General features: G+C 59.7%; 23 protein-coding genes. 14 read left to right on the plus strand and 9 right to left on the minus strand.

All coding sequences use genetic code 11. From position 1 onward, the window contains the following. Nucleotides 1-60 precede the first annotated feature (60 nt). The 5 genes from gatB (at nt 61) to JZY08_RS05310 (ending at nt 3827) form a co-directional block, all read left to right on the plus strand. A complete protein-coding gene (gatB, locus tag JZY08_RS05290) occupies nt 61-1566 on the plus strand; it encodes an Asp-tRNA(Asn)/Glu-tRNA(Gln) amidotransferase subunit GatB (RefSeq protein ID WP_137037491.1) in 1506 nt (501 codons plus the stop codon). A 216-nt stretch (nt 1567-1782) separates the two neighbouring features. Next, nucleotides 1783-2280: a GNAT family N-acetyltransferase gene (locus JZY08_RS05295; protein ID WP_216331244.1), complete on the plus strand. Its 498-nt coding sequence runs from the start codon at nt 1783-1785 to the stop codon at nt 2278-2280. Then, on the plus strand, nt 2277-2750 hold the full coding sequence (locus JZY08_RS05300) for a GNAT family N-acetyltransferase (RefSeq protein ID WP_003496350.1): 474 nt from the start codon (nt 2277-2279) through the stop codon (nt 2748-2750). The genes JZY08_RS05295 and JZY08_RS05300 overlap by 4 nt, the downstream gene beginning before the upstream one ends. 110 nt (nt 2751-2860) lie before the next feature. Next, nucleotides 2861-3259, plus strand: coding sequence for an NADH:ubiquinone oxidoreductase subunit NDUFA12 (locus tag JZY08_RS05305; RefSeq protein ID WP_003496348.1), 399 nt, complete (start codon nt 2861-2863; stop codon nt 3257-3259). A gap of 130 nt (nt 3260-3389) precedes the next feature. Then, nucleotides 3390-3827 (plus strand): DUF2155 domain-containing protein, encoded by a 438-nt coding sequence (locus JZY08_RS05310; RefSeq protein ID WP_003496347.1) that lies wholly within the window; start codon nt 3390-3392, stop codon nt 3825-3827. A 16-nt stretch (nt 3828-3843) separates the two neighbouring features. Here JZY08_RS05310 and aat read toward each other — a convergent pair whose 3' ends face one another. The 5 genes from aat to JZY08_RS05335 form a co-directional block, all read right to left on the minus strand. Then, entirely contained in the window at nt 3844-4458 is a 615-nt protein-coding gene (gene aat / locus JZY08_RS05315) for a leucyl/phenylalanyl-tRNA--protein transferase (protein ID WP_216331246.1), read from the minus strand. A 6-nt stretch (nt 4459-4464) separates the two neighbouring features. Further along, complete coding sequence (accC, locus tag JZY08_RS05320) at nt 4465-5811, minus strand: acetyl-CoA carboxylase biotin carboxylase subunit (protein ID WP_003496343.1); 1347 nt, start codon at nt 5809-5811, stop codon at nt 4465-4467. A gap of 12 nt (nt 5812-5823) precedes the next feature. Continuing rightward, nucleotides 5824-6312, minus strand: a complete 489-nt coding sequence (gene accB, locus JZY08_RS05325) for an acetyl-CoA carboxylase biotin carboxyl carrier protein (RefSeq protein ID WP_020012377.1) — start codon at nt 6310-6312, stop codon at nt 5824-5826. Nucleotides 6313-6337: 25 nt separating this feature from the next. Then, nucleotides 6338-6775 carry a type II 3-dehydroquinate dehydratase gene (gene aroQ / locus JZY08_RS05330; RefSeq protein WP_216331248.1) on the minus strand — a complete coding sequence of 146 codons (438 nt, stop codon included), beginning with the start codon at nt 6773-6775 and terminating at the stop codon, nt 6338-6340. Nucleotides 6776-6900: 125 nt separating this feature from the next. Then, a complete protein-coding gene (locus JZY08_RS05335; protein ID WP_216331249.1) occupies nt 6901-7668 on the minus strand; it encodes a DsbA family protein in 768 nt (255 codons plus the stop codon). 172 nt (nt 7669-7840) lie between these two features. Between JZY08_RS05335 and JZY08_RS05340 the strand changes: the two genes are divergently transcribed. After that, complete coding sequence (locus tag JZY08_RS05340; RefSeq protein WP_216331508.1) at nt 7841-8998, plus strand: pyridoxal phosphate-dependent aminotransferase; 1158 nt, start codon at nt 7841-7843, stop codon at nt 8996-8998. A gap of 29 nt (nt 8999-9027) precedes the next feature. Here JZY08_RS05340 and JZY08_RS05345 read toward each other — a convergent pair whose 3' ends face one another. Further along, nucleotides 9028-9711, minus strand: coding sequence for a helix-turn-helix transcriptional regulator (locus JZY08_RS05345; protein ID WP_082184665.1), 684 nt, complete (start codon nt 9709-9711; stop codon nt 9028-9030). A gap of 73 nt (nt 9712-9784) precedes the next feature. Between JZY08_RS05345 and JZY08_RS05350 the strand changes: the two genes are divergently transcribed. From JZY08_RS05350 to JZY08_RS05360, 3 genes are all read left to right on the plus strand, one after another. Beyond that, nucleotides 9785-10111, plus strand: coding sequence for an NIPSNAP family protein (locus JZY08_RS05350; protein WP_082184175.1), 327 nt, complete (start codon nt 9785-9787; stop codon nt 10109-10111). Next, the gene (locus tag JZY08_RS05355; RefSeq protein ID WP_216331250.1) at nt 10108-10473 is read left to right on the plus strand and encodes an antibiotic biosynthesis monooxygenase; all 366 of its coding nucleotides are present in this window, start codon (nt 10108-10110) and stop codon (nt 10471-10473) included. The genes JZY08_RS05350 and JZY08_RS05355 overlap by 4 nt, the downstream gene beginning before the upstream one ends. Nucleotides 10474-10614: 141 nt before the next feature. Beyond that, on the plus strand, nt 10615-11319 hold the full coding sequence (locus JZY08_RS05360) for an SDR family oxidoreductase (RefSeq protein ID WP_003496326.1): 705 nt from the start codon (nt 10615-10617) through the stop codon (nt 11317-11319). A 189-nt stretch (nt 11320-11508) separates the two neighbouring features. Here JZY08_RS05360 and JZY08_RS05365 read toward each other — a convergent pair whose 3' ends face one another. Further along, a complete protein-coding gene (locus JZY08_RS05365) occupies nt 11509-14439 on the minus strand; it encodes a ribonuclease E/G (RefSeq protein WP_216331251.1) in 2931 nt (976 codons plus the stop codon). Nucleotides 14440-15084: 645 nt separating this feature from the next. On the opposite strand from JZY08_RS05365, the gene JZY08_RS05370 reads away from it, so the two are divergent. The 4 genes from JZY08_RS05370 (at nt 15085) to JZY08_RS05385 (ending at nt 20902) form a co-directional block, all read left to right on the plus strand. Then, entirely contained in the window at nt 15085-16344 is a 1260-nt protein-coding gene (locus JZY08_RS05370) for an N-acetylmuramoyl-L-alanine amidase (protein WP_216331252.1), read from the plus strand. A gap of 327 nt (nt 16345-16671) precedes the next feature. Next, complete coding sequence (locus tag JZY08_RS05375; RefSeq protein ID WP_003496311.1) at nt 16672-19119, plus strand: penicillin-binding protein 1A; 2448 nt, start codon at nt 16672-16674, stop codon at nt 19117-19119. A 98-nt stretch (nt 19120-19217) separates the two neighbouring features. Beyond that, a protein-coding gene (gene prfB, locus JZY08_RS05380; protein ID WP_164056184.1) for a peptide chain release factor 2 occupies nt 19218-20349 on the plus strand; the annotation gives its coding sequence in 2 pieces (ribosomal slippage) (nt 19218-19286 and nt 19288-20349; 1131 coding nt in all). A gap of 73 nt (nt 20350-20422) precedes the next feature. Beyond that, nucleotides 20423-20902 (plus strand): cysteine hydrolase family protein, encoded by a 480-nt coding sequence (locus JZY08_RS05385; protein WP_035217557.1) that lies wholly within the window; start codon nt 20423-20425, stop codon nt 20900-20902. Between the two features lie 3 nt (nt 20903-20905). Here JZY08_RS05385 and JZY08_RS05390 read toward each other — a convergent pair whose 3' ends face one another. Next, nucleotides 20906-21406: a hypothetical protein gene (locus JZY08_RS05390; RefSeq protein ID WP_080834241.1), complete on the minus strand. Its 501-nt coding sequence runs from the start codon at nt 21404-21406 to the stop codon at nt 20906-20908. A gap of 21 nt (nt 21407-21427) precedes the next feature. After that, nucleotides 21428-22201 carry an NAD kinase gene (locus JZY08_RS05395; RefSeq protein WP_216331253.1) on the minus strand — a complete coding sequence of 258 codons (774 nt, stop codon included), beginning with the start codon at nt 22199-22201 and terminating at the stop codon, nt 21428-21430. Between the two features lie 298 nt (nt 22202-22499). Between JZY08_RS05395 and JZY08_RS05400 the strand changes: the two genes are divergently transcribed. Next, on the plus strand, nt 22500-23417 hold the full coding sequence (locus JZY08_RS05400; protein ID WP_035217553.1) for a PhzF family phenazine biosynthesis protein: 918 nt from the start codon (nt 22500-22502) through the stop codon (nt 23415-23417). Nucleotides 23418-23510 lie beyond the last annotated feature (93 nt).

The raw sequence follows: 23510 nt of genomic DNA on the forward strand, positions 1-23510 counted from the left end.
GCCCGCGCGCCATTTGTTCTACCCACCAGAGCCAAAGAACCCGTATATCGTGAGCTTCAGATGACCCTTGTAGACGTGCGCACTCCCGACCCGAAACGTTTCATTCCCGGTGCCACCGGCGATTGGGAAATCGTGATCGGCATGGAGGTACACGCGCAGGTTCTCTCCAATTCCAAGCTGTTTTCCGGTGCATCGACCACTTTCGGCAATGCGCCGAATGCCAACGTGTCGCTGGTGGATGCCGCAATGCCCGGCATGCTTCCCGTCATCAACGAGGAATGCGTCCGCCAGGCTGTGCGCACCGGCCTCGGTCTGAAGGCGAAGATCAACAACCGTTCGATCTTCGACCGCAAGAACTACTTCTATCCGGATTTGCCGCAGGGCTACCAGATTTCGCAGTTCAAGGACCCGATCGTCGGTGAGGGCACCATCACCATTTCGCTGGGTCCGGACCGTCAGGGCAATTTCGAGGATATCGAGATCGGCATCGAGCGCCTGCATCTGGAGCAGGACGCCGGCAAGTCCATGCACGATCAGCACCCGACCATGTCCTTCGTGGACCTGAACCGTTCGGGCGTGGCGCTGATGGAAATCGTCTCGAAGCCGGACATGCGCTCGTCGGATGAGGCCAAGGCCTATCTGACGAAGCTGCGCTCCATCGTGCGTTATCTCGGCACCTGCGACGGCAACATGGATGAAGGCTCGATGCGCGCTGACGTCAACGTCTCCGTGCGCCGCCCGGGTGAGGGTTTCGGCACGCGCTGCGAAATCAAGAACGTCAACTCCATCCGCTTCGTCGGCCAGGCCATCGAATATGAGGCACGCCGCCAGATTGCCATTCTGGAAGATGGCGGCGTCATCGATCAGGAAACCCGCCTGTTCGATCCCGGCAAGGGCGAGACGCGCTCCATGCGCTCCAAGGAAGATGCGCATGACTATCGCTATTTCCCTGATCCTGACCTGCTGCCGCTCGAATTCGACGATGCTTTCGTAGAAGCGCTGAAGGTCGATCTGCCTGAGCTTCCCGACGACAAGAAAGCCCGTTTCGTGGCTGATCTCGGCCTGTCGGTCTATGACGCCTCGATCCTCGTTTCGGAAAAGGCGATTGCCGATTATTACGAGGCCGTCGCCGCCGGCCGTGATCCGAAGGCCGCCGCCAACTGGGTCATCAACGATCTTCTTGGTGCACTCAACAAATCAGGCAAGGACATCGAGACAACGCCGGTTTCGCCGGAACAGCTCGGCGGCATCATCGATCTCATCAAGGCCGAGACCATTTCGGGCAAGATCGCCAAGGACTTGTTCGAAATCGTCTGGAACGAGGGCGGCAATCCCGCCGAAATCGTCGAGACGCGCGGCATGAAGCAGGTGACGGATACCGGCGCCATCGAAAAGGCCGTGGACGAGATCATCGCCGCAAACCCGGATCAGGTCGAGAAGGTCAAGGCAAAGCCGACACTCGCCGGCTGGTTCGTCGGTCAGGTGATGAAGGCGACGGGCGGCAAGGCCAACCCGCAGGCGGTGCAGGCGCTGGTGAAGGCCAAGCTTGGTATCGAGGAAGAGTAGGAACTGCGGGCCGGAGTGGCCCTCAGAAAAGGTTGAAAGAGACTGTAGACCTCTCCTTCGTCATCCTCGGGCTTGTCCCGAGGATCTAACGACCCACAAGATGAAACGTGATTAGATCCTCGGGACAAGCCCGAGGATGACGGGGAGATTGGGGGCTGACATCGCTTGCTGCCGGGATCAACGCCCGGCTTTTTCTATTCTGAGACGGAGCCCATCATGTTTTTCATCCGCACAGCCAGCCTGCGTGACATCGAGCCGGTACGCACCTTGCTCGCCGCGACCTGGCACGCCACTTATGACGCGATCTACGGTGCGGACAAGGTGAAGGAGCTGATTGCCGCATGGCATTCGCCGCAGGCCATGAAGGACCGTATCGAGAAAAAGGGCGGCGAGTTTCTGGTGGCCGATGATGGCCGGCGGATCGGCGGCATGGCCTATGGTTCGATGTCCACCAAGATGGCGAAGACGGCCCTGCTGCACCAGCTTTATGTGGCCCCGGAATTCCAGCGGCAGGGTGTGGGCCGCGATCTCTTCGCCGAACTCGAAACCTGCTTTCCGGATGCGGAAATCATGCGTCTGGAAGTCGAACCTAAAAATACTGTCGCAATCGCCTTTTATGAAGGCGTCGGATTTGTCGAGGTCGACCGAATCGAGCGCATGGCGGGCATCGAAGGTCTGCCCGGCATCGTTATGGAAAAGAGCCTGACCCGATGAACACGACATTGCAGAAGCTGATAATCCGCACGGCACGTGAAGACGATCTTCCGGCGCTCGCAGCCATTTTTGCCGCCGACGAGATCGGCGGGCACGGCGATACGGCCGACGAATCGGCGCAGCCTGACTATCTCGCCGCTTTCCGCGCCATTGAGGCATCGCCGAGCGAAACGCTCTATGTGGCGGAACTGGATGGCGAGGTGGTCGGCACCTTTCAGACTGCCATCCTCACCAAGCTTGTTGGGCGAGGGGCAAAGTCTATGGTGATCGAGGCGGTGCAGACGCGCTCCGACATGCGCGGCCGCGGTATCGGCGCGGTGATGATCAATTATTGCCTTGAAGAAGCCCGCCGTCAGGGAATGAATTCCGCCCAGCTCACCTCCAACATGGCCCGGCTGGACGCGCATCGCTTCTATGAGCGGCTGGGTTTCGAGAAGCGGCATTTAGGCTTCAGGATGAAGCTGAAATAGCGCGGATATATCTCGAAATGCTGGACAATTGACGCGGGTGGCGGCATAAGCTTGTCTTGTGCCATGCGATCTAAAATCGCTGCGGCGCACTCAAGCCCGAGGAACGCATAATGAAGACTCTCCTGACGCAAATCTTCACCTGGTGGAATGGCCAGACGATTGGAACGCGGTTTCACACCTGGCGTTTTGGCAAGAAAGTCGGTCAGGACGAGTTGGGCAACACCTATTACGAAGGCGGCACCACTTCCTGGGGCATGCCGCGCCGCTGGGTGATCTATAATGGTTATGCCGAAGCCTCGGCGATCCCGCCGGGCTGGCACGGCTGGATGCACTACCGCACCGACGTGCCGCCGAGCCAGGAAACCTACGTTGCCCGCGAGTGGCAGAAGCCGCACCAGTCTAACCTTACCGGCACATCCAAGGCGTACCGCCCTCAAGGCTCGCTGGCAGTGGCTGGCGAGCGTCCGCGCGTGACCGGCGACTACGACGCCTGGACCCCCGGCAACTGAGTTTTGTGATGTGCGGTGCTGTGCAAAACACCGCACATGCGCTGCGCCTCACCGGTTTTTGCCACATTCCGCCCTTACGCGTTGATCCGGTCGGCATTTCGACACAGGCAAATATTTGGAGACATATCGTATGAGGAAAATCACGCGGGATCGCTCTTTGCGTGCGCTGACAGTCTCGCTGTTTGCAGCGGTTTCTGCTGTCATCCTCATTTCGCCCGTCTCCGCCGCCCGTCTGGAAAACCGCGTGGCCGTGTTTTCCGGCATCGACAAGATTACCGGACGCATCACGTCTTTCGACGTCTATATTGACGAGACGGTGCAGTTCGGCGCGCTTCAGGTGACGCCGAAGGTCTGTTATTCCCGCGACCAGACGGAAACCCAGAAGATCGACGCATTCATCGAGGTGGATGAAATCACCCTCGACCGCAAGATCAAGCGGATTTTCACCGGCTGGATGTTCGCCGACAGCCCCGGCCTCAACGCCGTCGAGCATCCGATCTATGACGTCTGGCTGACAGGCTGCAAGCAGGACTCCGAGGTTCCGGCTCCCTCAACGGCAAGCAAATAACCTAACGTTATCAATTTTAGAATTGCAGGCTCGGCCGGTTGACAGCGCGGTCGAGCATCTTCGCATATTCCTGCTTCGGCACGTCGATTGCGCCGAAAGTCTTCAGATGCTCGGTGGTGAATTGCGTGTCCAGCAGCACGAAGCCGCTTGCTCGCAGCCGCTCCACCAGATGCACGAGGCAGATCTTCGATGCGTTGGTGCGGCGGGAAAACATGCTTTCGCCGAAGAAAGCGGCCCCGAGCGAAACGCCGTAAAGCCCGCCGACGAGCTCCTTGCCTTCCCACGCCTCGACACTATGGGCATGGCCGATCTGGTGCAGCTCGGTGTAAAGCTTGCGAATGGTGGCGTTGATCCACGTGCTCGGCCTGTCAGGCGCTTCTGCCGCACATCCCGCCATCACCGCTTCGAAGGCAGTGTTGAAGCGTATCTCGAACGGCTTCTTGCGCATCGCCTTGGCGAGACTTTTGGAAATGTGGAAATCATCGAGCGGGATGATGCCGCGAATTTCGGGCTCGACCCAGAAAAGCTCGGGATCGTCAGCCGAATCGGCCATGGGAAACAGGCCGGCGGAATAGGCGCGCAGCAGGATATCGACTGTTATGCCGTTATTTCTGCTGCGCCGCCCAACCATATCGTCTTAGTGAGACGCATCACCGGCCAGGTATTTCTCCAGCCAGTGAATGTCGTAATCGCCGTTGAGGATATCCTCGTTCTGGAGGAGATCCTGGAAAAGCGGCAGCGTGGTCTTGATGCCGTCGACGACAAACTCGTCCAGCGCCCGTCGCAGACGACGGATGCATTCGTCACGGTCGCGGCCGTGAACGATCAGCTTGCCGATCATGCTGTCGTAATAGGGCGGGATCTTGTAGCCCTGATAGGCGCCCGAATCGACGCGTACACCAAGGCCGCCCGGCGTGTGGAAATAGGTCAGCGTGCCCGGGGAGGGAACGAAGGTGCGCGGGTCTTCGGCATTGATTCGGCATTCGATGGCATGGCCATGGAATTCGATATCCGCCTGCGTGACCGACAGACCCTGGCCCGAAGCGACCCTGATCTGTTCCTGCACGAGATCCATGCCGGTGATCGCTTCCGTCACCGGATGCTCCACCTGAAGACGGGTGTTCATTTCGATGAAATAGAACTCGCCGTTTTCATAAAGGAACTCGATGGTGCCTGCACCGCGATATTTCAGCTTGCGCATGGCGCTCGCGCAAATCTCGCCGATCTTCATGCGCTGTTCGACGGTCAGTGCCGGCGAATTGGCTTCTTCCAGCACCTTCTGGTGACGGCGCTGCAACGAGCAATCGCGTTCGCCAAGGTGAATGGCATTGCCTTCGCCATCGCCGAAAACCTGCACTTCGATGTGGCGCGGCTTGCCGAGATACTTTTCCATGTAGACGGCGTCGTTGCCGAAGGCTGCTGCCGCCTCGGAACGGGCAGTCGAGACAGCCTCGTCGAGATCGGCTTCGGTCTTCGCCACCTTCATGCCGCGACCACCGCCGCCCGCCGTTGCCTTGATGAGGACCGGGAAACCGATCGTGCGGGCAATTTCAAGCGCGTTTTCAGGCTTCACTTCGCCATCGGAACCGGGAACGACGGGAATGCCGAGTTCCTGTGCCGTCTGCTTGGCGGTGATCTTGTCGCCCATGAGGCGGATATGCTCGGCGGTCGGTCCGATGAAGGTAATGCCGTGCGCATCGAGAATATCGGCGAACTTGGCATTTTCCGACAGGAAGCCGTAACCGGGGTGAACGGCGTCCGCACCGGTGATTTCGCAGGCCGCAACGATCTGGTGGATGTTGAGGTAGCTGTCACGCGAGGGCGGCGGACCAATGCACACGCTTTCGTCGGCAAGGCGTACATGCATGGCGTCCGCGTCGGCCGTGGAGTGCACCGCCACCGTCGGAATGCCAAGCTCCTTGGCGGCGCGCAGGACGCGCAGCGCGATCTCGCCGCGGTTGGCTATGAGGATCTTCGAAACCATGCTGAACCGCCTTTATTCGATGACCACGAGAGCTTCACCATACTCCACGGGCTGTGCGTCGTTGACGACGATTTCCACGACCTTGCCGGACTTCGGAGCCGGGATCTGGTTCATGGTCTTCATGGCTTCGACGATGAGGATGGTCTGGCCTTCCTTGACGGTCGCACCCACTTCGATGAAGGGACGCGCGCCCGGAGCAGGCGACAGGTAGACCGTGCCGACCATCGGCGAGGACACGGTGTTGGCCGGGTTGCGGGCCGGTGCTGCGGCCGCAGCCGGCGCAGCAGGTGCCGCAATTGCGGGCGCGGCGGCCGGGGCAGGTGCCGGCGCATAAGCGGCGGGCGCTGCTGCATAGACCGTGGCGGGAGCGGGGGCGGCGCGGGAAACGCGGATGCGCAGGTCTTCCTGCTCCACTTCGATTTCCGAAAGGTCGGTATCGTTGAGGATATTCGCGAGCTCGCGGATCAGTTCCTTGTCGATACCCTGTTTCTTTTCAGACATGACAAACCCTATTCTTTGTTTCTTTTTATGCCGTGATGTTCTTCAGCGCATGAAGCGCCATGATATATCCGTATGGTCCGAAACCGCAGACCATGCCCTTTGCGGCGGGTGATACCATCGATTTGTGACGGAACTCTTCCCGCGCGTGGATATTGGAAATGTGCACTTCCACGACCGGCGTGGAAATCGCGCGAATGGCGTCGTGCAGGGCGATGGAGGTGTGGCTGTAGGCGCCGGGATTCATGACGACGCCCGCCGCGCGCTCGCCAGCCTCATGCAACCAGTCCACGAGCACACCTTCGTGGTTGGACTGGCGGAATTCCACTGCGAAACCGAGATCGGCACCAGCCGCAAGACAATCATTCTCGATGTCCTTCAGCGTCTTGCCACCATAGATACCCGGTTCCCTTTTTCCCAGCATGTTGAGATTGGGGCCATTGATGACGATGATGATGTTGCTCATTCACGTTTCCATAAGAAAATCAGCGACACCTATAGACTGCGCAGCCGTCAAGGAAAAGCCCCCGCAAGCCGTAAAGCGCCGGCTTGTCCGGCATCTCACAGGGAATACAGGGGCTTTTTGCGCAATCAGGAGCAGGTGGCCTTTCCGCAGCTGCGCATATTGGCGATTTTTTCCATCAGAGGGTCCGCACCCACAGCCCCGAAAACGGCTTCGTCGCCGACGATATAGGACGGCGTGCCGGTGATGCCGAGGCTGTTGGCGAGCTTGTAGGTTTCCTGAACCTGCGCGTCGTTGGGGTTTTCCGCCATCGATTTGCGGATATCGGCTTCCTTGAGGCCAAGCGACGTCGCGACGTCCATTGCGCTTTCCTCATTCGCCCGTCCGCGCCCGCCAAGCAGGATGCGCTGGAATTCGGGATATTTGGCAGGCGCAAGCAGCTTCACGGCGTTGGAGACGCGATGTGCTGCGACCGATTCCGGACCGAGGATCGGGAATTCCTTAAGGACGACGCGCACCTTCTTGTCCGTCTTCAGAATATTGTCCATGTCGCCCATGGCGCGTTTGCAATAGCCGCAATTATAGTCGAAAAACTCGACCAGCGTGACGTCGCCGTCCGGATTGCCAAGCGCCAGATCGTATTTCGATTCGAAGATCGTCTTCTTGTTGTCGGCCACCGCTTCCGCCGCCTTGGCGTTGCGGGCCGCATATTGCTTGCGTTCAAGCGCGTCCTGAACCTCAAGCATGATTTCGGGGTTCTCGATCAGATATTGCTTGATGAACTCGCCCATTTCCTTCTTCTGCTGCTCATCCAGCGCGTGGGCAGGCAGAGAAGCGAAAACCGTCGAAAGGGCCGTCACGCTGGCGAGAAGTGTTGAACGGAGAAGATGCGCCATATCGGTCCTCATACTGTGCGGCCAGTGCCTCATGAATATTATGATGGCAATTACCTTACTTTAAGCCAAATGCCATACGCCAAAAATAGTTGTCCGCATTATGGTCGCATGATTGTGAAGATTGTGATTCTGCGGCAAGTCTCTGAAATACGGTTCAGGAAAGAGCATGCCCTTGATAACGATGTCGAAGCGGAGCGCAGTCGAACCCTTTCACGCCATGGACATCCTGGCGGAAGCGAACCGGCGCAGGCAGGCGGGACGCCCCGTCATTTCCATGGCCGTCGGCCAGCCGTCCCATCCCGCGCCAAAGGCCTCGCTGGAAGCCGCGCAGGAAGCGCTGAAACATGGGCGCATCGGCTATACCGACGCGCTGGGCCTGCGTGAACTGCGTGAAGCGATCGCCGGCCACTACCGGCTTCGCCATCAGATCGCGGTCGATCCGGCCCGCATCGCCGTGACCACCGGCTCCTCCGCCGCCTTCAATCTTGCTTTTCTCAGCCTCTTCGATGCCGGTGATTATGTCGCGATAGCAAGGCCCGGCTATCCCGCCTATCGCAATATTCTAAAAGCGCTCGGCCTCAATGTCGTCGAAGTGCCGGTAACGGCGGAAACCGGCTACACGCTGACACCGGCCAGTCTGGAGCGGGCGGAAACCAGGGCGGGCTGCAAGCTGAAGGGCGTGCTTTTGGCAAGCCCGGCCAATCCGACTGGCACGGTCACGGGCCGTGAGGCGCTGAAGCGGCTGGCCAGCTATTGCGAAAGCCGCGACATGGCCTTCATTTCCGACGAGATCTATCACGGTCTCACTTTTGTCGGCGAAGAGACGAGTGCGCTCGAAATCACCGACAATGCCGTGATCATCAATTCCTTCTCGAAATATTATTGCATGACCGGCTGGCGTATCGGCTGGATGGTCCTGCCGGAAAATCTGGTCCGGCCGGTCGAGTGTCTCGCCCAGAGCCTCTATATTTCACCGCCCGAGCTGTCACAGCTGGCGGCAACCGCGGCCTTTTCGGCGGCGGAAGAGCTGGATGTTTACAGGGAGACATATCGCACCAACCGCGATTTTCTGATGGCGCGCCTGCCGGAAATCGGCCTGCCGCTGGCATCCCCCATGGATGGTGCTTTTTACGCCTATGTCGATACCAGCCGTTTTTCCAACGACAGCATGGATTTTGCCAAACGCATGCTGGCGGAAATTGACGTGGCGGCGACGCCGGGCATGGATTTCGACCCCGAGGAGGGCCACCGCGCTCTGCGCATTTCCTATGCGGGTTCGGTGTCGGATATCGCCGAGGCCGTGGGACGTATCGCCGGTTGGCTGAAATAAGCCACCGGATTCGCCTTCTTCGTGAGGGATCAGGCGGGTGTGCAGCCGAAGGTGCTGTTAAACGCCTTTTCGCCCTTTGTGGTGAATGTCAGCACGCGGCCGTTTCCGCGCCGAAGCCAGTCGCGCTGCTGCATGGCTTCCAGAAGCGAAGCGCCAAGCCCGCCGCCGAGGTGATGCCGGCGTTCGCTCCAGTCCAGGCAATGCAGGCAAACCGGGCGTCGGGCCTTTTCCAGCAGCGATAGATCGATGCCGAAGCTTGAGAAGAAATCACGTCCGCTGTCTGTCAGTGCAGGATCGTCTCCCGAAGTCACGAGCCCGTTTGCGGTAATGGTGGCAAGCAGCGCCACGCCGCTTTCCCCGGCCAGATGGTCGTAACAGATACGCGCCTCGCGAAGCGCCTTGTCCTTTGGTCCCGTGCGGACGCGCACCGCACCCGTGCGTTGGGCAAGGCCCATCAGCGCTTCCAGAACCTGCGCCACATCTTCGTCGGAAAGACGGAAGTAGCGATGCCGGCCCTGTTTTTCCATGATTAGCAATTGCGCGTCGGAGAGTTTCGCCAGATGCCCGCTGGCGGTCTGCAGGGTAACGCCTGCAGCCTCGGCAAGCTCGCTTGCCGTCAGCGCGCGACCATCCATCAGCGCCGTCAGTATATTGGCGCGGGCAGGGTCGCCGATCAGCGCGGCGACATTGGCGATCAAGGGTCCGTCTTTCATGGTTCGATGATAGCCGAAGCATTGGAGTAGGGCAACGGCATAAAAGGAGAGGCAGAACATGAGGAGACCGACGTTGCTGACCTGTTTCATCCGCTACGAGATCGACCCCTTCAAGGTCGATGCTTTCGATCAATATGCCCGTAACTGGGGTGAAGCCATACCGCGCTGCGGGGCCGATCTGATCGGCTATTACGCCCCGAAGGAGGGATCGAACACGATCGCCTACGGTGTCTATAATATCGAGAGCCTCGCCGCTTACGAGGCCTACAGGGCGCGGCTTGCCGCCGACCTGGCCGGGCGGGAGAATTATGAATTTGCACGGCGCGAGCAATTCATCCGCCGCGAAGACAGGCTTTTCCTGCGTCTGGCGTCGGCGCCGCATGGCGGAGGTGAACGATGATCGCGGTCATCTTCGAGGTCTGGCCGGCTGAAGGCGAGAAACAGCACTATCTCGATATCGCCGCCAGCCTGCGCACCGAGCTCGAAACCATTGACGGCTTCGTGTCGGTCGAGCGGTTTCAGAGCATCAGCAATCCGGACAAGATGCTCTCTCTGTCATTCTTCAGGGATGATGAGGCGGTAAAGGCATGGCGCAACACCGCACCACACCGTGCGGCCCAGGCGCTGGGACGCTCCGACGTCTTTTCGGACTACCGCCTGCGTATCGCCGCCGTGATGCGGGATTACGGCCTGCGGGAGAGGGAGGAGGCCCCGACTGACAGCAGACACGTCCATGCCGCGAATGCGCAAGTGCAGCGCTGAAATGCCTTCAGTTTTTCTTCACGCCGCGCCAAGGCTTTCTGGTTCGAACTCGCTTGCGAAACCCGCTATAGATGGGTGGATTGTGGGTGGAGAATGGCCGCCAAGCGGCCGTTCGCCCGATTGGAAACGGAGAGAAGAAAGATGTCGGCAGAAAAAGTGGCGATTGTGACGGCAGGTGGCAGCGGCATGGGAGCTGCCGTGGCGAAACGTCTGGCCGCGGACGGCTACAAGCTCGCAATCCTGTCGTCATCCGGCAAAGGAGAAGCGCTGGCGAAGGAACTCGGCGGTATCGGCCTCACCGGCTCCAACCAGTCCAATGACGATCTCCAGCGCCTTACGGATCTGGCGCTCGAAAAATTCGGCCGCATCGACGTGCTGGTCAACAGTGCAGGCCATGGCCCACGCGCCTCCATCCTTGATATCACCGATGAGCAATGGCACACGGGTCTTGATGTCTATCTCATGAACGTCATTCGCCCGACGCGGATCGTGGCTCCGGTCATGGTCAAACAGAAGGCAGGCGCGATCGTCAATATTTCGACCGCCTGGGCTTTCGAGCCAAGCAGCATGTTCCCGACCTCTGCCGTATTCCGCGCCGGTCTCGCCTCCTACACCAAGATTTTCTCCGATACCTATGCGGCCGACAATGTGCGCATGAACAATGTGCTGCCCGGCTGGATCGACAGCCTGCCGGCGACGGAAGAACGCCGCGAGAGCGTGCCGATGCAGCGATACGGCAAGAGCGAAGAGATCGCCGCGACCGTGGCCTTCCTCGCTTCGGAAGGGGCCGGATACATCACCGGCCAGAACATCCGCGTCGATGGCGGCCTGACGCGGTCAGTGTGACGGGTGGGTATCCTCGTCCCTCATCCCTGTGACAAGCACAGGGATGAGGAAAGGAGAGCAACTACAAAAAGCAGGGTCTCTCAACCGACGCAATTAGCGGCTCAAGCATAGAAATCGCTCGTTATTACACCACCAAAAGCAAAACGCCCGCAACATGGTTGCGGGCGTTTTTTAATCCAGTTTCTTCTCTCAGAAGAAGCCCTTGCGCTGCCACCAGCCGCCCTTGCGCGGCTTCGGCTCATCACCATCAGGGCTTGCGGGCGCACCGGAAGAGGTAACCACCGGCTCGGAACTGGAGACATTGCTGCCCCGGTTCGCGCGGACTTTTTCTTCGCTCGCGGGTGATTCCGGCTCAGAAGAGAGATCGGCCGAAGCTTCACCGACTTCCTCGATGGCGACATCGACGACGGTCGCTTCGACGATTGCCGGCTCAACGACCACCGGCTCGACCGTTTCAACGGCTTCTGCCTTCGGTGCCTCTTCCGTTTCCGTCTTGGCCTTGGCCTTGCGGGTGCGGCGCGGCTTCTTCGGCGCTTCCTCTTCCACGGTGTCGGCGACAACGCCTTCCACCACGGCGGCAGCTGTAGGCTCTTCGGCGACCGCAGCTACAGCGGGAACCTCTTCGCCTTCACCTTCCGTCTCGCCTTCGTCGCCGGCTTCCGCGCCTGCAGCATCCAGAGCCTCGTCTTCGGCACGGTTGCGGCGACCGCCGCGCTTGCCGCGACGACGGCGCTTGCGCTTGCCATCCTCATCGGAATTTGCGGCTTCGCTTACGCCGTTTTCATCGGCTTCCGCTCCGGCATCATCGGTTTCGACGTTATCGTCGTCATCCGAATCGTCGCCTTCGTTTCCGGCCTCGGCATCAAGCGTGTTGTTCTGTTCGTTTTGTCCGCCCTTGCCACGACGGCGACGACGACGCTTGCGCTTGCGCTTGCCGTCCTCACCATTGTCGCTTTGCTGCTGCTGACGCGGTTCGGAGCTCTGGACCTTGACGATTTCTTCCTCGTCTTCGTCCTCTTCCACCTCGGCGACAAAATCGTCTTCCTCTTCCACGAAGCTTGGCAGCATCTGGATGAGGCTTTCGATCTTCACCGGATTTTCAACGGCTTCGCCGCGATCAATGGCGAAATGCTGCGCGCCGACGCTCGAATCGGCGGCAATGATGATCGACACGCCGAAGCGGCCTTCATAATCGACGATCGTGCCGCGCTTGTGGTTGAGCAGGTAAAGCGCCGTTTCCGGCGTCGTCCTTACGGTGATGTTGTGCGTGGTATTGCGCAGCAGATATTCCTCGATGCCGCGCAGAACATGCAGCGCGATGGAGGATTCCGAACGCACATGACCCGTGCCGCCGCAATGCTGGCAGACCTGCGTGGTCGATTCCAGCACGGAAGCGCGGATACGCTGGCGCGACATTTCCAAGAGGCCGAAATGCGAGATGCGGCCGACCTGGATGCGTGCGCGGTCGTTCTTCAGGCAATCCTTGAGCTTCTTCTCGACAGCGCGATTGTTGCGCTTTTCTTCCATGTCGATGAAGTCGATGACGACGAGGCCGGCAAGGTCGCGAAGACGCAATTGCCGTGCAACTTCTTCCGCTGCCTCGAGGTTGGTCGTCAGCGCCGTTTCCTCGATGGAATGCTCGCGGGTAGAACGGCCCGAGTTCACGTCGATCGAAACCAGTGCTTCGGTCTGGTTGATGATGAGGTAACCGCCCGATTTCAACGTCACCTGCGGCTGCAGCATGCGGTCGAGCTGGGCTTCGATGCCGGAGCGCGAGAAGATCGGGTGAATGTCGCGGTAAGGCTGAACCACCTTGGCGTGGCTCGGCATCAGCATCTTCATGAAGTCTTTCGCTTCACGATAGCCTTCCTCGCCGGAAACAATGATCTCGCTGATATCCTTGTTGTAGAGATCGCGGATCGAGCGCTTGATCAGCGAGCCTTCCTCGTAAACGAGGCAGGGAGCCGTGGAATTCAGCGTAAGGGTGCGAACGTTTTCCCACAGGCGCATCAGATATTCGAAGTCGCGCTTGATCTCGACGCGGGTACGGTTGGCGCCTGCGGTGCGCAGAATGACGCCCATGCCCTGCGGAACTTCCAGATCGCGCGCAATTTCCTTCAGGCGCTTGCGGTCCGTCGGCTGGGTAATCTTGCGGGAAATGCCGCCGCCACGTGCCGTATTCGGCATCAGCACGGAATAACGGCCGGCCAGCGACAGATAGGTGGTGAGTGCGGCACCTTTGTTGCCACGTTCTTCCTTGGCGACCTGCACCAGAAGGATCTGGCGGCGCTTGATGACTTCCTGGATGCGGTACTGCTTGCGCGGCTTGCGGGCGACGCGATCGGGAACCTCTTCCATGGCGTCTTCGGCGCCAACGGATTCGATCACTTCCTTTTCGTGATGATCGTCATCATCGTCGTCATCATCGTCGTCATTGCCACGACGAAGGCCTTCGACTTCCTCGGAAATCGTATCGGTATCGACCATGGCGGCCATTTCGCCGCCGGTGCTGCCATCTTCCTCGGAAGAAGCCTCAGCGGTTTCGGCTGCGATTTCTTCAGCGGTTTTCTTCTTGGCGCGGGGGCGACGGGTACGCTTCTTCGGCTTTTCTTCCTCGGCGGGCGCGTCTTCGGCGACAGTCTCGACGGCTGCGACGGCTGTTTCCTCAGATACGGCCTCGGCGGCGGGCGCGGCATCTTCCGTCACCACGGTCTCCGTGGCTTCGCTGACGGCGACAATGCCGACATCGGGCTGGTCAACCTGCGAAAGGTCAATGGCCGGCGCGCCGGGTTCGGGGGTGTCGGCCGATTCGAAGTCGTCGCTGCGGCGATGATCCTCGGCTTCCGCCTTCAAGAGGGCCTGACGGTCGGCAAGCGGAATCTGGTAGTAGTCCGGGTGGATTTCCGCAAAAGCGAGAAAGCCGTGGCGGTTTCCACCGTAATCGACGAATGCCGCCTGAAGGGAGGGTTCAACCCGCGTGACCTTGGCAAGGTAGATGTTGCCGCGGATCTGTTTCTTGTGCTCCGATTCAAAATCGAATTCTTCGATCCGGTTCCCACGGACAACGACTACGCGTGTCTCCTCTTCGTGGGAGGCGTCGATAAGCATTTTGTCTGCCATGTAAGCTGTGCTCCTCGGCGCAGCCTTGTTTTATACGAGAACAGGCCCGCCATGAGGACGGGCCTTTCATATGAGTGCAAGGATGTGCCGGAAATGAAGTCTCCAGCCGGGCCTCTGTAAACTGGCAGCATCCGGACCGACGGCGAGGCGCTTGGCCTGCTCCTGGTATCCGGTTCATGTGAAAACTGCTGCGACATCATTGGCCAGGCGGAACGACAATAATATATAGACCCCTTGGGGTCCGATGAATTTGCTCTCCTCAGAGCGGCGGTGGCATGACCACCGGGTAGGTCTCCGGCCACGGCCGGAATTGATCCAGTTTCAGGATAAATGTAACGACGGCAGATGATTGCCCGATTTGCAGCGCCAGCGTCTTTTTCGATTGGCAGCCGGCGGGCATCTATCCCGTCAACACTTTTAACCCTCCCGCGTGTTGTATGTTTTCTCTGTCATAATAGCAATAGGCTGGCTAAATATGCCATATTATTGGTGGAATTTCCGGGTTAATAATTGGTTCACCAACGCCTGCGATTGTGGGGCGCAAACGCGAAAACAATCGTCCGGCGTGGTCGAAACGGTGCCGTTCCCGGCGCTTTTCCGCCCCATTTATCGAAAACGACTGAAATACGGAATTTCTTGAAGACCATGAATTTCACGCGTAGCGCAGCGATATTCCGTGGGGCAGGGCCGCTTGGCGCGCGAATCGCGCGGATTGCGGGCGCCTTCTCACTTCTTGTCACCGCATATGTTTCCGCCGCTCCCGAAGCCTTTGCCGTCGAACCGCTTGTCGTCCATCAGGCCCGCATCATCGGCGACGAGGCGCGTACCCGCATCGTCCTCGATTTTGCCGAAGAGCCGGAATTCGACGTCCACTATCTCGATTCGCCCGCCCGCATCGTCGTGGACTTTCCCGCGGTGAATTTCGCCTTTCCCGCCTCCGATCTCAAACCGACAGGCCTTTTTTCCGATATCCGCTTCGGCAGCATGGGGCAAAACAGCGCCCGTATCGTGCTGACGGCGAAAAAGCCGGTTCAGGTGGCGGTTGCAGAGACGAAGAAGGGCGAAGATGGCGCCTCTTTCCGTTTCGTGCTGGATACGGAGATCACCACCAAGGGCAAATTCGCCGAACTGGTGAAGGAGCAGCAATGGCAGGTGCCGGCGCCCGTCACCACGGCCGCGATCAGCCCCGGCGATAAGACATCGCGCCAGGCGGAATTCGTCATTGCGGTCGATGCCGGCCATGGCGGCATCGACGCCGGTGCGACCGGCGGTGTGACCGGCACGGAAGAAAAGGTCATCACGCTGAACTTTGCCAGGGAACTTGCGGAACGGCTGAACCGTGAGCCCGGCATCAAGGCGTTCCTGACCCGTGATGCCGATACCTTTCTTGCCCTCTCCGAACGGGTGACGATCGCCCGGCAGAACAATGCCAACCTGTTCATCTCGGTGCATGCCGATACCCTGAAGCAGAAGGGCATCCGTGGCGCGACCGTCTATACATTGTCCGATCGCGCCTCGGACAGGCAGGCGCAGGAGCTGGCGGAGCGAGAAAACAAGTCCGACCAGATTGCCGGCGTGGCCGCCTCCACCGAGCCGCCGGAAGTCGCCGATATCCTGCTCGATTTCACCCGCCGCGAAACCCAGGCCTTTTCGGTGACGCTGGCCGAAAACATCGTGTCTTCCTTCGAGGGGCAGGTCGGCCTCATCAACAATCCGCATCGTTATGCCGGTTTCATGGTGCTGCGCGCCCATGACGTGCCCTCTGTCCTGCTGGAACTCGGTTTTCTCTCCAATGCGGAAGACGAAAAACTGCTTCTCGATGGCGAATGGCGCAAGAAGGTGGCCGACAGGCTGGCAACGGCGGTCGGACGATACCGCGCCAAAGCCATGGCGAACGGTGGCTGAAGCGCCAGCCGGCGGTACAATGATCCTGTTGCCGCCGTGCCGCTTGCGCCCGAAAAGCTGTTCAATTCTTTGACCTTGCGGACGATTAAGGCCTCGAAGCCCTATTTTACTCACATTCGCCGCGTTACTCGGGAAGCGGATTCGGTGGCAATCCGCGAAGCGACACAGACGCGATTGCGGTGGTTGGCCCGGTAACATATCGGCGAATGCTACCGTATCCGGCTTGTCATCGAAGGTATGGTGTGCAAAACGGCACGCGATATGCAAGGATGCGCCCGTATATCGTCGGGCGTTGATGGTTACGATTCGAATTATCGGTAGCTTGGTATGATCAGACTGATTGGATATTTTTTCGGCTTGGCCAGCGTGCTCTTCCTGTGCGCCGCCGCCGCCGGTGCAATTTATTTGCACGGCGTGACGAAGGACCTGCCGGATTATGCAGTTCTGAGCACGTATGAGCCGCCGGTGACGACCCGCGTGCACGCCGGCAACGGCGCGCTGATGGCGGAATACGCCCATGAGAAGCGCCTGTTCCTGCCGATCCAGGCCATCCCCGACCGGGTGAAGGCCGCTTTCCTTTCGGCGGAAGACAAGAATTTCTACAACCATCCGGGTGTCGACGTCTTTGGTCTCGGCCGCGCCATTCTCGTCAATATCCAGAATCTCGGCTCCGGCCGCCGTCCGGTCGGCGCGTCCACCATCACCCAGCAGGTGGCGAAGAACTTCCTGCTGACCAACGACCAGACCATCGACCGAAAACTCAAGGAAGCCATTCTTTCCTTCCGCATCGAGCAGACCTATTCCAAGGACAAGATTCTCGAGCTCTACCTCAACGAGATCTTTTTCGGCCTGAATTCCTATGGCATTGCCGGTGCGGCGCTCACCTATTTCAACAAATCGGTGACGGAACTGACGATTGCAGAGACCGCCTATCTCGCATCGCTGCCGAAGGGACCGGCCAACTATCATCCGATCCGTCGCGAAAAGGCTGCTCTGGAGCGCCGCGACTGGGTGATCGACCGCATGGCCGAAAACGGCTACATCACCGTCGCCGACGCCACTGACGCCAAAAAGCAGCCGCTCGGCGTCAATCTGCGCCGTGGCGGCGCTCATATTTTCGCGTCCGACTATTTCGCAGAGGAAGTCCGCCGCCAGATCGTCGAGAAATACGGCGAGGAAGCGCTTCTCGAAGGCGGGCTGTCGGTTCGCACATCTTTCGATCCGCAGATCCAGATGGAGGCCCGCAAGGCGCTTCAGGATGGTCTCGTTCAATATGACGAGCGCCGTGGTTTCCGTGGAGCCGCGGAAAAGATCGAGACTGCCGGCGACTGGACGGCCGCTCTCGCCAAGGTGAAGGGCCTTCGCGACGTTCCGGAATGGAAGGTTGCAGTCGTGCTCGCCGTTGCTGCCGATGGCGTCGATATCGGCGTGCAGGCGGATACGGAGACGGAAGACGGTGACAAGCGCACGCGCGGTCACATCTCCGCTGAAAACATGCGCTGGGCCTATCGCGATGCGACCGGCAAAAAGGCGACCGCCAAGTCGCCGGTCGGTGTTCTCTCGGTGGGAGACGTCGTTTATGCGCAGCCGCTTTCCAATTCCGGTAACGAATACCGCCTGCGCCAGCCGCCGAAAGTGCAGGGCGGCATGGTGGTGATGGATCCGCATACCGGCCGTGTTCTGGCGATGGTCGGCGGCTTCTCCTACGCGCAGTCGGAATTCAACCGCTCCACGCAGGCGATGCGCCAGCCTGGCTCTTCCTTCAAGCCGTTCATCTACGCGGCTGCGCTCGACAACGGCTATACGCCGGCATCGGTCATTCTCGATGCGCCGATCGAAGTCGTTTCGGGCGGTCAGGTCTGGAAACCGCAGAATTACGGCGGGGGCTCCGCCGGTCCGTCCACGCTGCGTCTCGGTATCGAAAAATCCCGTAACCTCATGACCGTGCGTCTGGCGCAGGACATGGGCATGAATCTGGTGGCGGAATATGCCGAACGCTTCGGCATCTACGACAAGATGCCGCCGCTTCTCGCAATGTCCCTCGGTTCGGGCGAAACCACCGTCATGCGCATGGTTTCGGCCTATTCGGTCATTGCCAATGGCGGCAAGCAGATCAAGCCGACGCTGATCGACCGCATCCAGGACCGTTACGGCAAGACGATCTTCCGGCACGAGGAGCGCGCCTGCGAGGGCTGCAACGCCACCAGCTGGCAAAATCAGGATGAGCCGGTCATCGTCGACAATCGCGAGCAGGTTCTCGACCCGATGACCGCTTACCAGACGACCTCCATGCTGGAAGGCGTCGTCCAGCGCGGTACCGCGGCAGGCAAGATCAAGGTCGATCTGCCGGTCGCCGGCAAGACGGGCACCACCAACGACGAAAAGGATGCCTGGTTCGTCGGTTACACGCCGGACATGGTCGCCGGTCTCTATATCGGTTTCGATTCGCCGGCGCCTCTTGGTCGCGGCGGTACGGGCGGTTCGCTGTCGGCGCCGATCTTCGGTGAATTCATCGCCGATGCGGTCAAGCATATGGAGCCGAGCAAGTTCATCGTGCCCGCTGGCATGAACTTCGTCGCCGTCAACCGCAAGACCGGCATGGCGGCGGTTGAAGGGGAACCTGATACCATCATGGAAGCCTTCAAGCCTGGCACGGGGCCTGCTTCCAGCTTCTCGGTGATCGGCGCGGAAGGTTACATGTCGCAGGAAGATATTCTGAAGACCTCGCCGCAGGCCCAGCAGGCCATCACTGGCGGTGGCGGCGGTCTTTATTGATCCCAGTCGTGGAGTTTGGCGGGGGCGCGGGTCTTTACATCCGCGCCCCCCGCATTTATTTGAGCAACGAGTTTCAATGAAGGTGAAGAACCAGCGAAATGCGCAATGAAATCGTGAATGTAGTCGACGAAATCAAGCAGGCCATAAGCCTGCTGAGGAGGCATCTTTGACTGGGACCAGGCGATAAGACGGCTGGACTGGTTGAATAACAAGGCAGAGGATCCGACCCTCTGGAACGATGCCTCAGAGGCCCAGAAACTGATGCGCGAGCGCCAGCAGCTGGATGACAGCATCAATGGCGTGAAGGCGCTTGAGCAGCAGCTCAGGGACAATATCGAGCTGATCGAACTCGGCGAGATGGAAGGCGACGACGAAATCGTCAAGGACGCCGAGGACTCGCTGAAAGCGCTGAAGAGCGAGGCGAACCGCCGTCAGGTGGAAGCCATGCTTTCGGGCGAGGCCGATGGCAACGATACCTATCTCGAAGTGCACTCCGGCGCCGGCGGCACGGAAAGCCAGGACTGGGCGAACATGCTGCTGCGCATGTATACCCGCTGGGCGGACCGTGAAGGTTTCAAGGTCGAGGTGCTGGAAGTTCACGACGGCGAAGAGGCCGGCATCAAATCCGCGACAATCCTCGTCAAGGGCCACAATGCCTTCGGCTGGCTGAAGACGGAATCTGGCGTCCACCGCCTGGTCCGTATTTCGCCCTATGACAGCAATGCGCGTCGCCACACGTCGTTCTCCTCCGTCTGGGTCTACCCGGTGGTTGACGATTCGATCCAGATCGACGTCAACGAAAGCGATTGCCGTATCGATACCTATCGGTCGTCCGGCGCGGGTGGCCAGCACGTCAACACCACCGATTCGGCCGTGCGCATTACGCATATTCCGACCGGTATCGCGGTTGCCTGCCAGCAGGAACGCTCGCAGCACAAGAACCGCGCCAAGGCGTGGGACATGCTGCGCGCCCGCCTTTACGAGGTGGAGTTGCAAAAGCGGGAAGAGGCAGCCAATGCACAGGCCGCTTCCAAGACCGATATCGGCTGGGGCCACCAGATCCGTTCCTACGTTTTGCAGCCTTACCAGCTGGTCAAGGACCTGCGTACCGGCGTGGAAAGCACCGCACCCGGCAACGTGCTGGACGGTGACCTGAACGAGTTCATGGAAGCTGCTCTCGCTCACCGCATCAGCGGCGGCGCGGATGTGGAAGTGGCTGATATCGACTAAGACGCTGCAATGCGTTGATTGAAAATTGCCCCTCGCAAACCCATTGCGAGGGGTTTTTCGTTGGAGGAGATGCATGAAACAGGCGCTTTATATCGTCGACGTCCAGCCGAGCTTCAATCCGCCGGCTTCGCTGGTGGCGGACATAACCGCGCTCGCCGCCACCATGCCGAGCGTCGCCAGCATCGAGCGCCATGATGAGAGCGTGACACCTTTCGAGCGGCAACTGGGCTGGAAGCCGGGCAGGGATGATTGCTCGCTGGTTCAGGCGGATCGGATATTCATCAAGCACGGTTATGCGCCGCCAAGGGAAGCGATCGACCATCTCCTGTCCCTGAAGGTCGAGAGGGTGCTGGTCTGCGGTATTCAGGCAGATACCTGCGTGCTGGCGGCCGGGTTCGCGTTTTTCGACGCGGGACTTCACCCCACGCTTCTGCCGTGGCTGACGGTTGGTTCAAGCCTCGACCGCAGCGGCGAACTCGGCGCCAGATTATGGAAACATCATTTCGGCGCAGTTCTTTCCGGGCCGCATGAGCTTAAACCGGACGTGCTCTAGCCGTCAGTTCGAGGCTTTCTCGATCTTCATCTCGCCAAGCTCATCGATCAGGATCGTCCAGCTTTCCGCTTCCTTGGCCATCGGGTCGGTTTTCAGATAAACGGTCACGAACAGGCCGGGTGAGGCGGATGCGCCGTTCGAGCTTTCCGGACGAATATCCGTGACGTAGGATTTCATCTGGTTGAACTCTTCCAGCTCGACATTTTCGAGGAGATTGGGTCCGTCGGCGGTAAAGACGATGCGCTGCAGGTAGATCTTCGCGGTACCATCCCCCTGACGAATTGCAACCACCTTGTAATAACCGCGTGTCGGCGCTGCTGGCGGCGGCCGCAGCTGGCCGTCAGAGCCTTTCACCGGCTCCAGATTCTGCTCTTCCCACATGCCGCTGCTGACGACGAAGATCGCCGAGACCGGCAAGGCGTCGATCGCCTCCGTCTGCGCCCGTGCGGAAAGCACGGCTGTGGCGAGAAAGAGAGTGGCAAGGATCGGTGTTTTCAGATGCATGGCTATCGTCGGTCGTTGGCGTCAATTGTTGAATTGTTCGGCGAGAACCCGGTCGGACCATGAACGGTCCGGATCCGAGAGAATTCTGGCCGTCCTGTCCTGCGATTGCGCAATCCGCACATGGCGCACGGATTTCACCTCCGTATGGTCGGCCACGGCGTTCACCGGGCGCTTGTCACGCTCCAGAACATGAATGTCGACCGTCACCTTGTTCGGCAATAGAGCGCCGCGCCAGCGCCTTGGCCGGAACGCGCTGACGGGGGTAAGCGCCAGAAGCGGTGATTCGAGCGGCAGGATCGGCCCTTGGGCGGAGAAATTATAGGCTGTCGACCCCGCAGGCGTCGCCACCATCATGCCGTCGCAGATCAACTCTTCCAGCCGAACCTTGCCATCCACCTCGACACGAAGCTTGGCGGCCTGATGTGACTGCCGGAAGAGGCTCACTTCATTCATGGCGAGTGCCGTAAATTCGTCGCCATCGGAATCCGTCGTCGTCATGCGCAGCGGATGAAAATCATTGCCTGTCGCCACCGCGATGCGCTCGCGCAGGCCTTCCACGCGGTAGTCATTCATCAAGAAACCGACCGAGCCCCGGTTCATGCCGTAGACGCGTCTGCCGGAATTCATCGTCTCGTTGAGGATCTGCAGCATGAAGCCGTCGCCACCCAGCGCGACGATCACCTCCGCTTCCTCGAAAGGCGCGTTGCCGTAAGCCGTTTTCAGCTCCTCCATCGCCATCTGTGCCTCCTCGGAGGCGGATGCAACGAAGGATAGTGAATAGGTAGAATGCGACATCCGCTTCCCTCGACAACGACGCAAACCGCAACCGGCCTGTGACAGATGCTGTAACCTGTTGAAGTGGCTCGTAATCTCCAAACCGGCAGGAGCACGGTCGCTTGCAAGCCACAAGACCCGTCCTTGGTACATGAAGACGGCGGCTGGCCACAAGGCCTTTCGGTCAGGCAGGCGTTCGCCTTTACAGGAAGCCGGTCCACAGCTTCTTGGTTTATGGCTTCGGACAAGGGTTGCGATGCGGGGCGGCGTAAGGCAGTTTGCGCAAGGCAGGCGGAATGACTGATGGCAGGAGACGTGTGTGGTGCTGAACTACAATATCTACGATGTCTTTACCGAGACCAAAATGGCGGGAAACCCGCTGGCGGTCATGTATGACGCGGATGATCTCGACAAGGCGACAATGCAGGCGATCGCGCGGGAAATGAATCTTTCCGAGACCGTTTTCGTCAATCGTTCGGGCAATCCCGCCCACGCAGCGTCGGTACGCATATTCACGCCTTCAGGTGAATTGCCTTTCGCCGGCCATCCCACCGTCGGTGCTGCGGTCGCTATCGCCGAGCGTAACCGCGGCGAGGGCGATGACGATATCGACATGGTCTGCGTGCTGGAGGAGCAGGTGGGCCCGGTGCGCTGCGCGGTCAAGATGCGCGCCGGCGCGGTCAGCTTCGCCGAATTCGACCTGCCGCGCAAATCCTCGCGCGTCGACCTGCCGCTCGATCATACCGCGCTTGCCGATGCGCTGGGTGTGAGCGAAGGCCATCTCGGCTTTGAAAATCATGTGCCGTCAATCTGGACGGCCGGCGTGCCGTTCCTGTTCGTGCCGTTGCACAATATCGCCGCCATCAGGGACATGGATTTCGATGCCAATCTGTGGCTGCGCACCGCGCCGCTGGTGGAGGGACGCCTGGCGGCGGCCTACATCTACTGTCGCGGCGGCGTCAATCATGCGGCAAAGTTCCATGCCCGCATGTTCTCACCGGATATGGGGATTTCGGAAGACCCCGCAACCGGCTCTGCCGTCGCCGCCCTTTCCGGCGCGATCCATCATTTCGACGGCCTGACCGATGGGCACTACCCTATCCTGGTAGAGCAGGGCGTTGAGATGGAGCGGCCTTCTCACATCCACCTGCGCATGGACATCAAGGATGGCGAAATCGCCCGCGCCCGCATCGGCGGCCACGCGGTGCGTGTTGCTTCGGGCACGTTCGAGCTTTGATTTAGCAACCGGCTGAATTCCAGTCTAAATCCGCCTGTCAGCCAAAATGAAAAACCCCGGTCGTGACCGGGGTTTTATTGTTTCTACTCGCGC

It is taken from the genome of Rhizobium sp. X9, from assembly GCF_018873185.1.
Lineage (GTDB): Bacteria > Pseudomonadota > Alphaproteobacteria > Rhizobiales > Rhizobiaceae > Agrobacterium > Agrobacterium oryzihabitans.

Coding starts and splice junctions, on each gene's coding strand:
- gatB (WP_137037491.1), top strand. CDS start 61: ATGACCCTTGTAGACGTGCGCACTCCCGACCCGAAACGTTTCATTCCC.
- JZY08_RS05295 (WP_216331244.1), top strand. CDS start 1,783: ATGTTTTTCATCCGCACAGCCAGCCTGCGTGACATCGAGCCGGTACGC.
- JZY08_RS05300 (WP_003496350.1), top strand. CDS start 2,277: ATGAACACGACATTGCAGAAGCTGATAATCCGCACGGCACGTGAAGAC.
- JZY08_RS05305 (WP_003496348.1), top strand. CDS start 2,861: ATGAAGACTCTCCTGACGCAAATCTTCACCTGGTGGAATGGCCAGACG.
- JZY08_RS05310 (WP_003496347.1), top strand. CDS start 3,390: ATGAGGAAAATCACGCGGGATCGCTCTTTGCGTGCGCTGACAGTCTCG.
- aat (WP_216331246.1), bottom strand. CDS start 4,458: ATGGTTGGGCGGCGCAGCAGAAATAACGGCATAACAGTCGATATCCTG.
- accC (WP_003496343.1), bottom strand. CDS start 5,811: ATGGTTTCGAAGATCCTCATAGCCAACCGCGGCGAGATCGCGCTGCGC.
- accB (WP_020012377.1), bottom strand. CDS start 6,312: ATGTCTGAAAAGAAACAGGGTATCGACAAGGAACTGATCCGCGAGCTC.
- aroQ (WP_216331248.1), bottom strand. CDS start 6,775: ATGAGCAACATCATCATCGTCATCAATGGCCCCAATCTCAACATGCTG.
- JZY08_RS05335 (WP_216331249.1), bottom strand. CDS start 7,668: ATGGCGCATCTTCTCCGTTCAACACTTCTCGCCAGCGTGACGGCCCTT.
- JZY08_RS05345 (WP_082184665.1), bottom strand. CDS start 9,711: ATGAAAGACGGACCCTTGATCGCCAATGTCGCCGCGCTGATCGGCGAC.
- JZY08_RS05355 (WP_216331250.1), top strand. CDS start 10,108: ATGATCGCGGTCATCTTCGAGGTCTGGCCGGCTGAAGGCGAGAAACAG.
- JZY08_RS05360 (WP_003496326.1), top strand. CDS start 10,615: ATGTCGGCAGAAAAAGTGGCGATTGTGACGGCAGGTGGCAGCGGCATG.
- JZY08_RS05365 (WP_216331251.1), bottom strand. CDS start 14,439: ATGGCAGACAAAATGCTTATCGACGCCTCCCACGAAGAGGAGACACGC.
- JZY08_RS05370 (WP_216331252.1), top strand. CDS start 15,085: ATGAATTTCACGCGTAGCGCAGCGATATTCCGTGGGGCAGGGCCGCTT.
- JZY08_RS05375 (WP_003496311.1), top strand. CDS start 16,672: ATGATCAGACTGATTGGATATTTTTTCGGCTTGGCCAGCGTGCTCTTC.
- JZY08_RS05385 (WP_035217557.1), top strand. CDS start 20,423: ATGAAACAGGCGCTTTATATCGTCGACGTCCAGCCGAGCTTCAATCCG.
- JZY08_RS05390 (WP_080834241.1), bottom strand. CDS start 21,406: ATGCATCTGAAAACACCGATCCTTGCCACTCTCTTTCTCGCCACAGCC.
- JZY08_RS05395 (WP_216331253.1), bottom strand. CDS start 22,201: ATGTCGCATTCTACCTATTCACTATCCTTCGTTGCATCCGCCTCCGAG.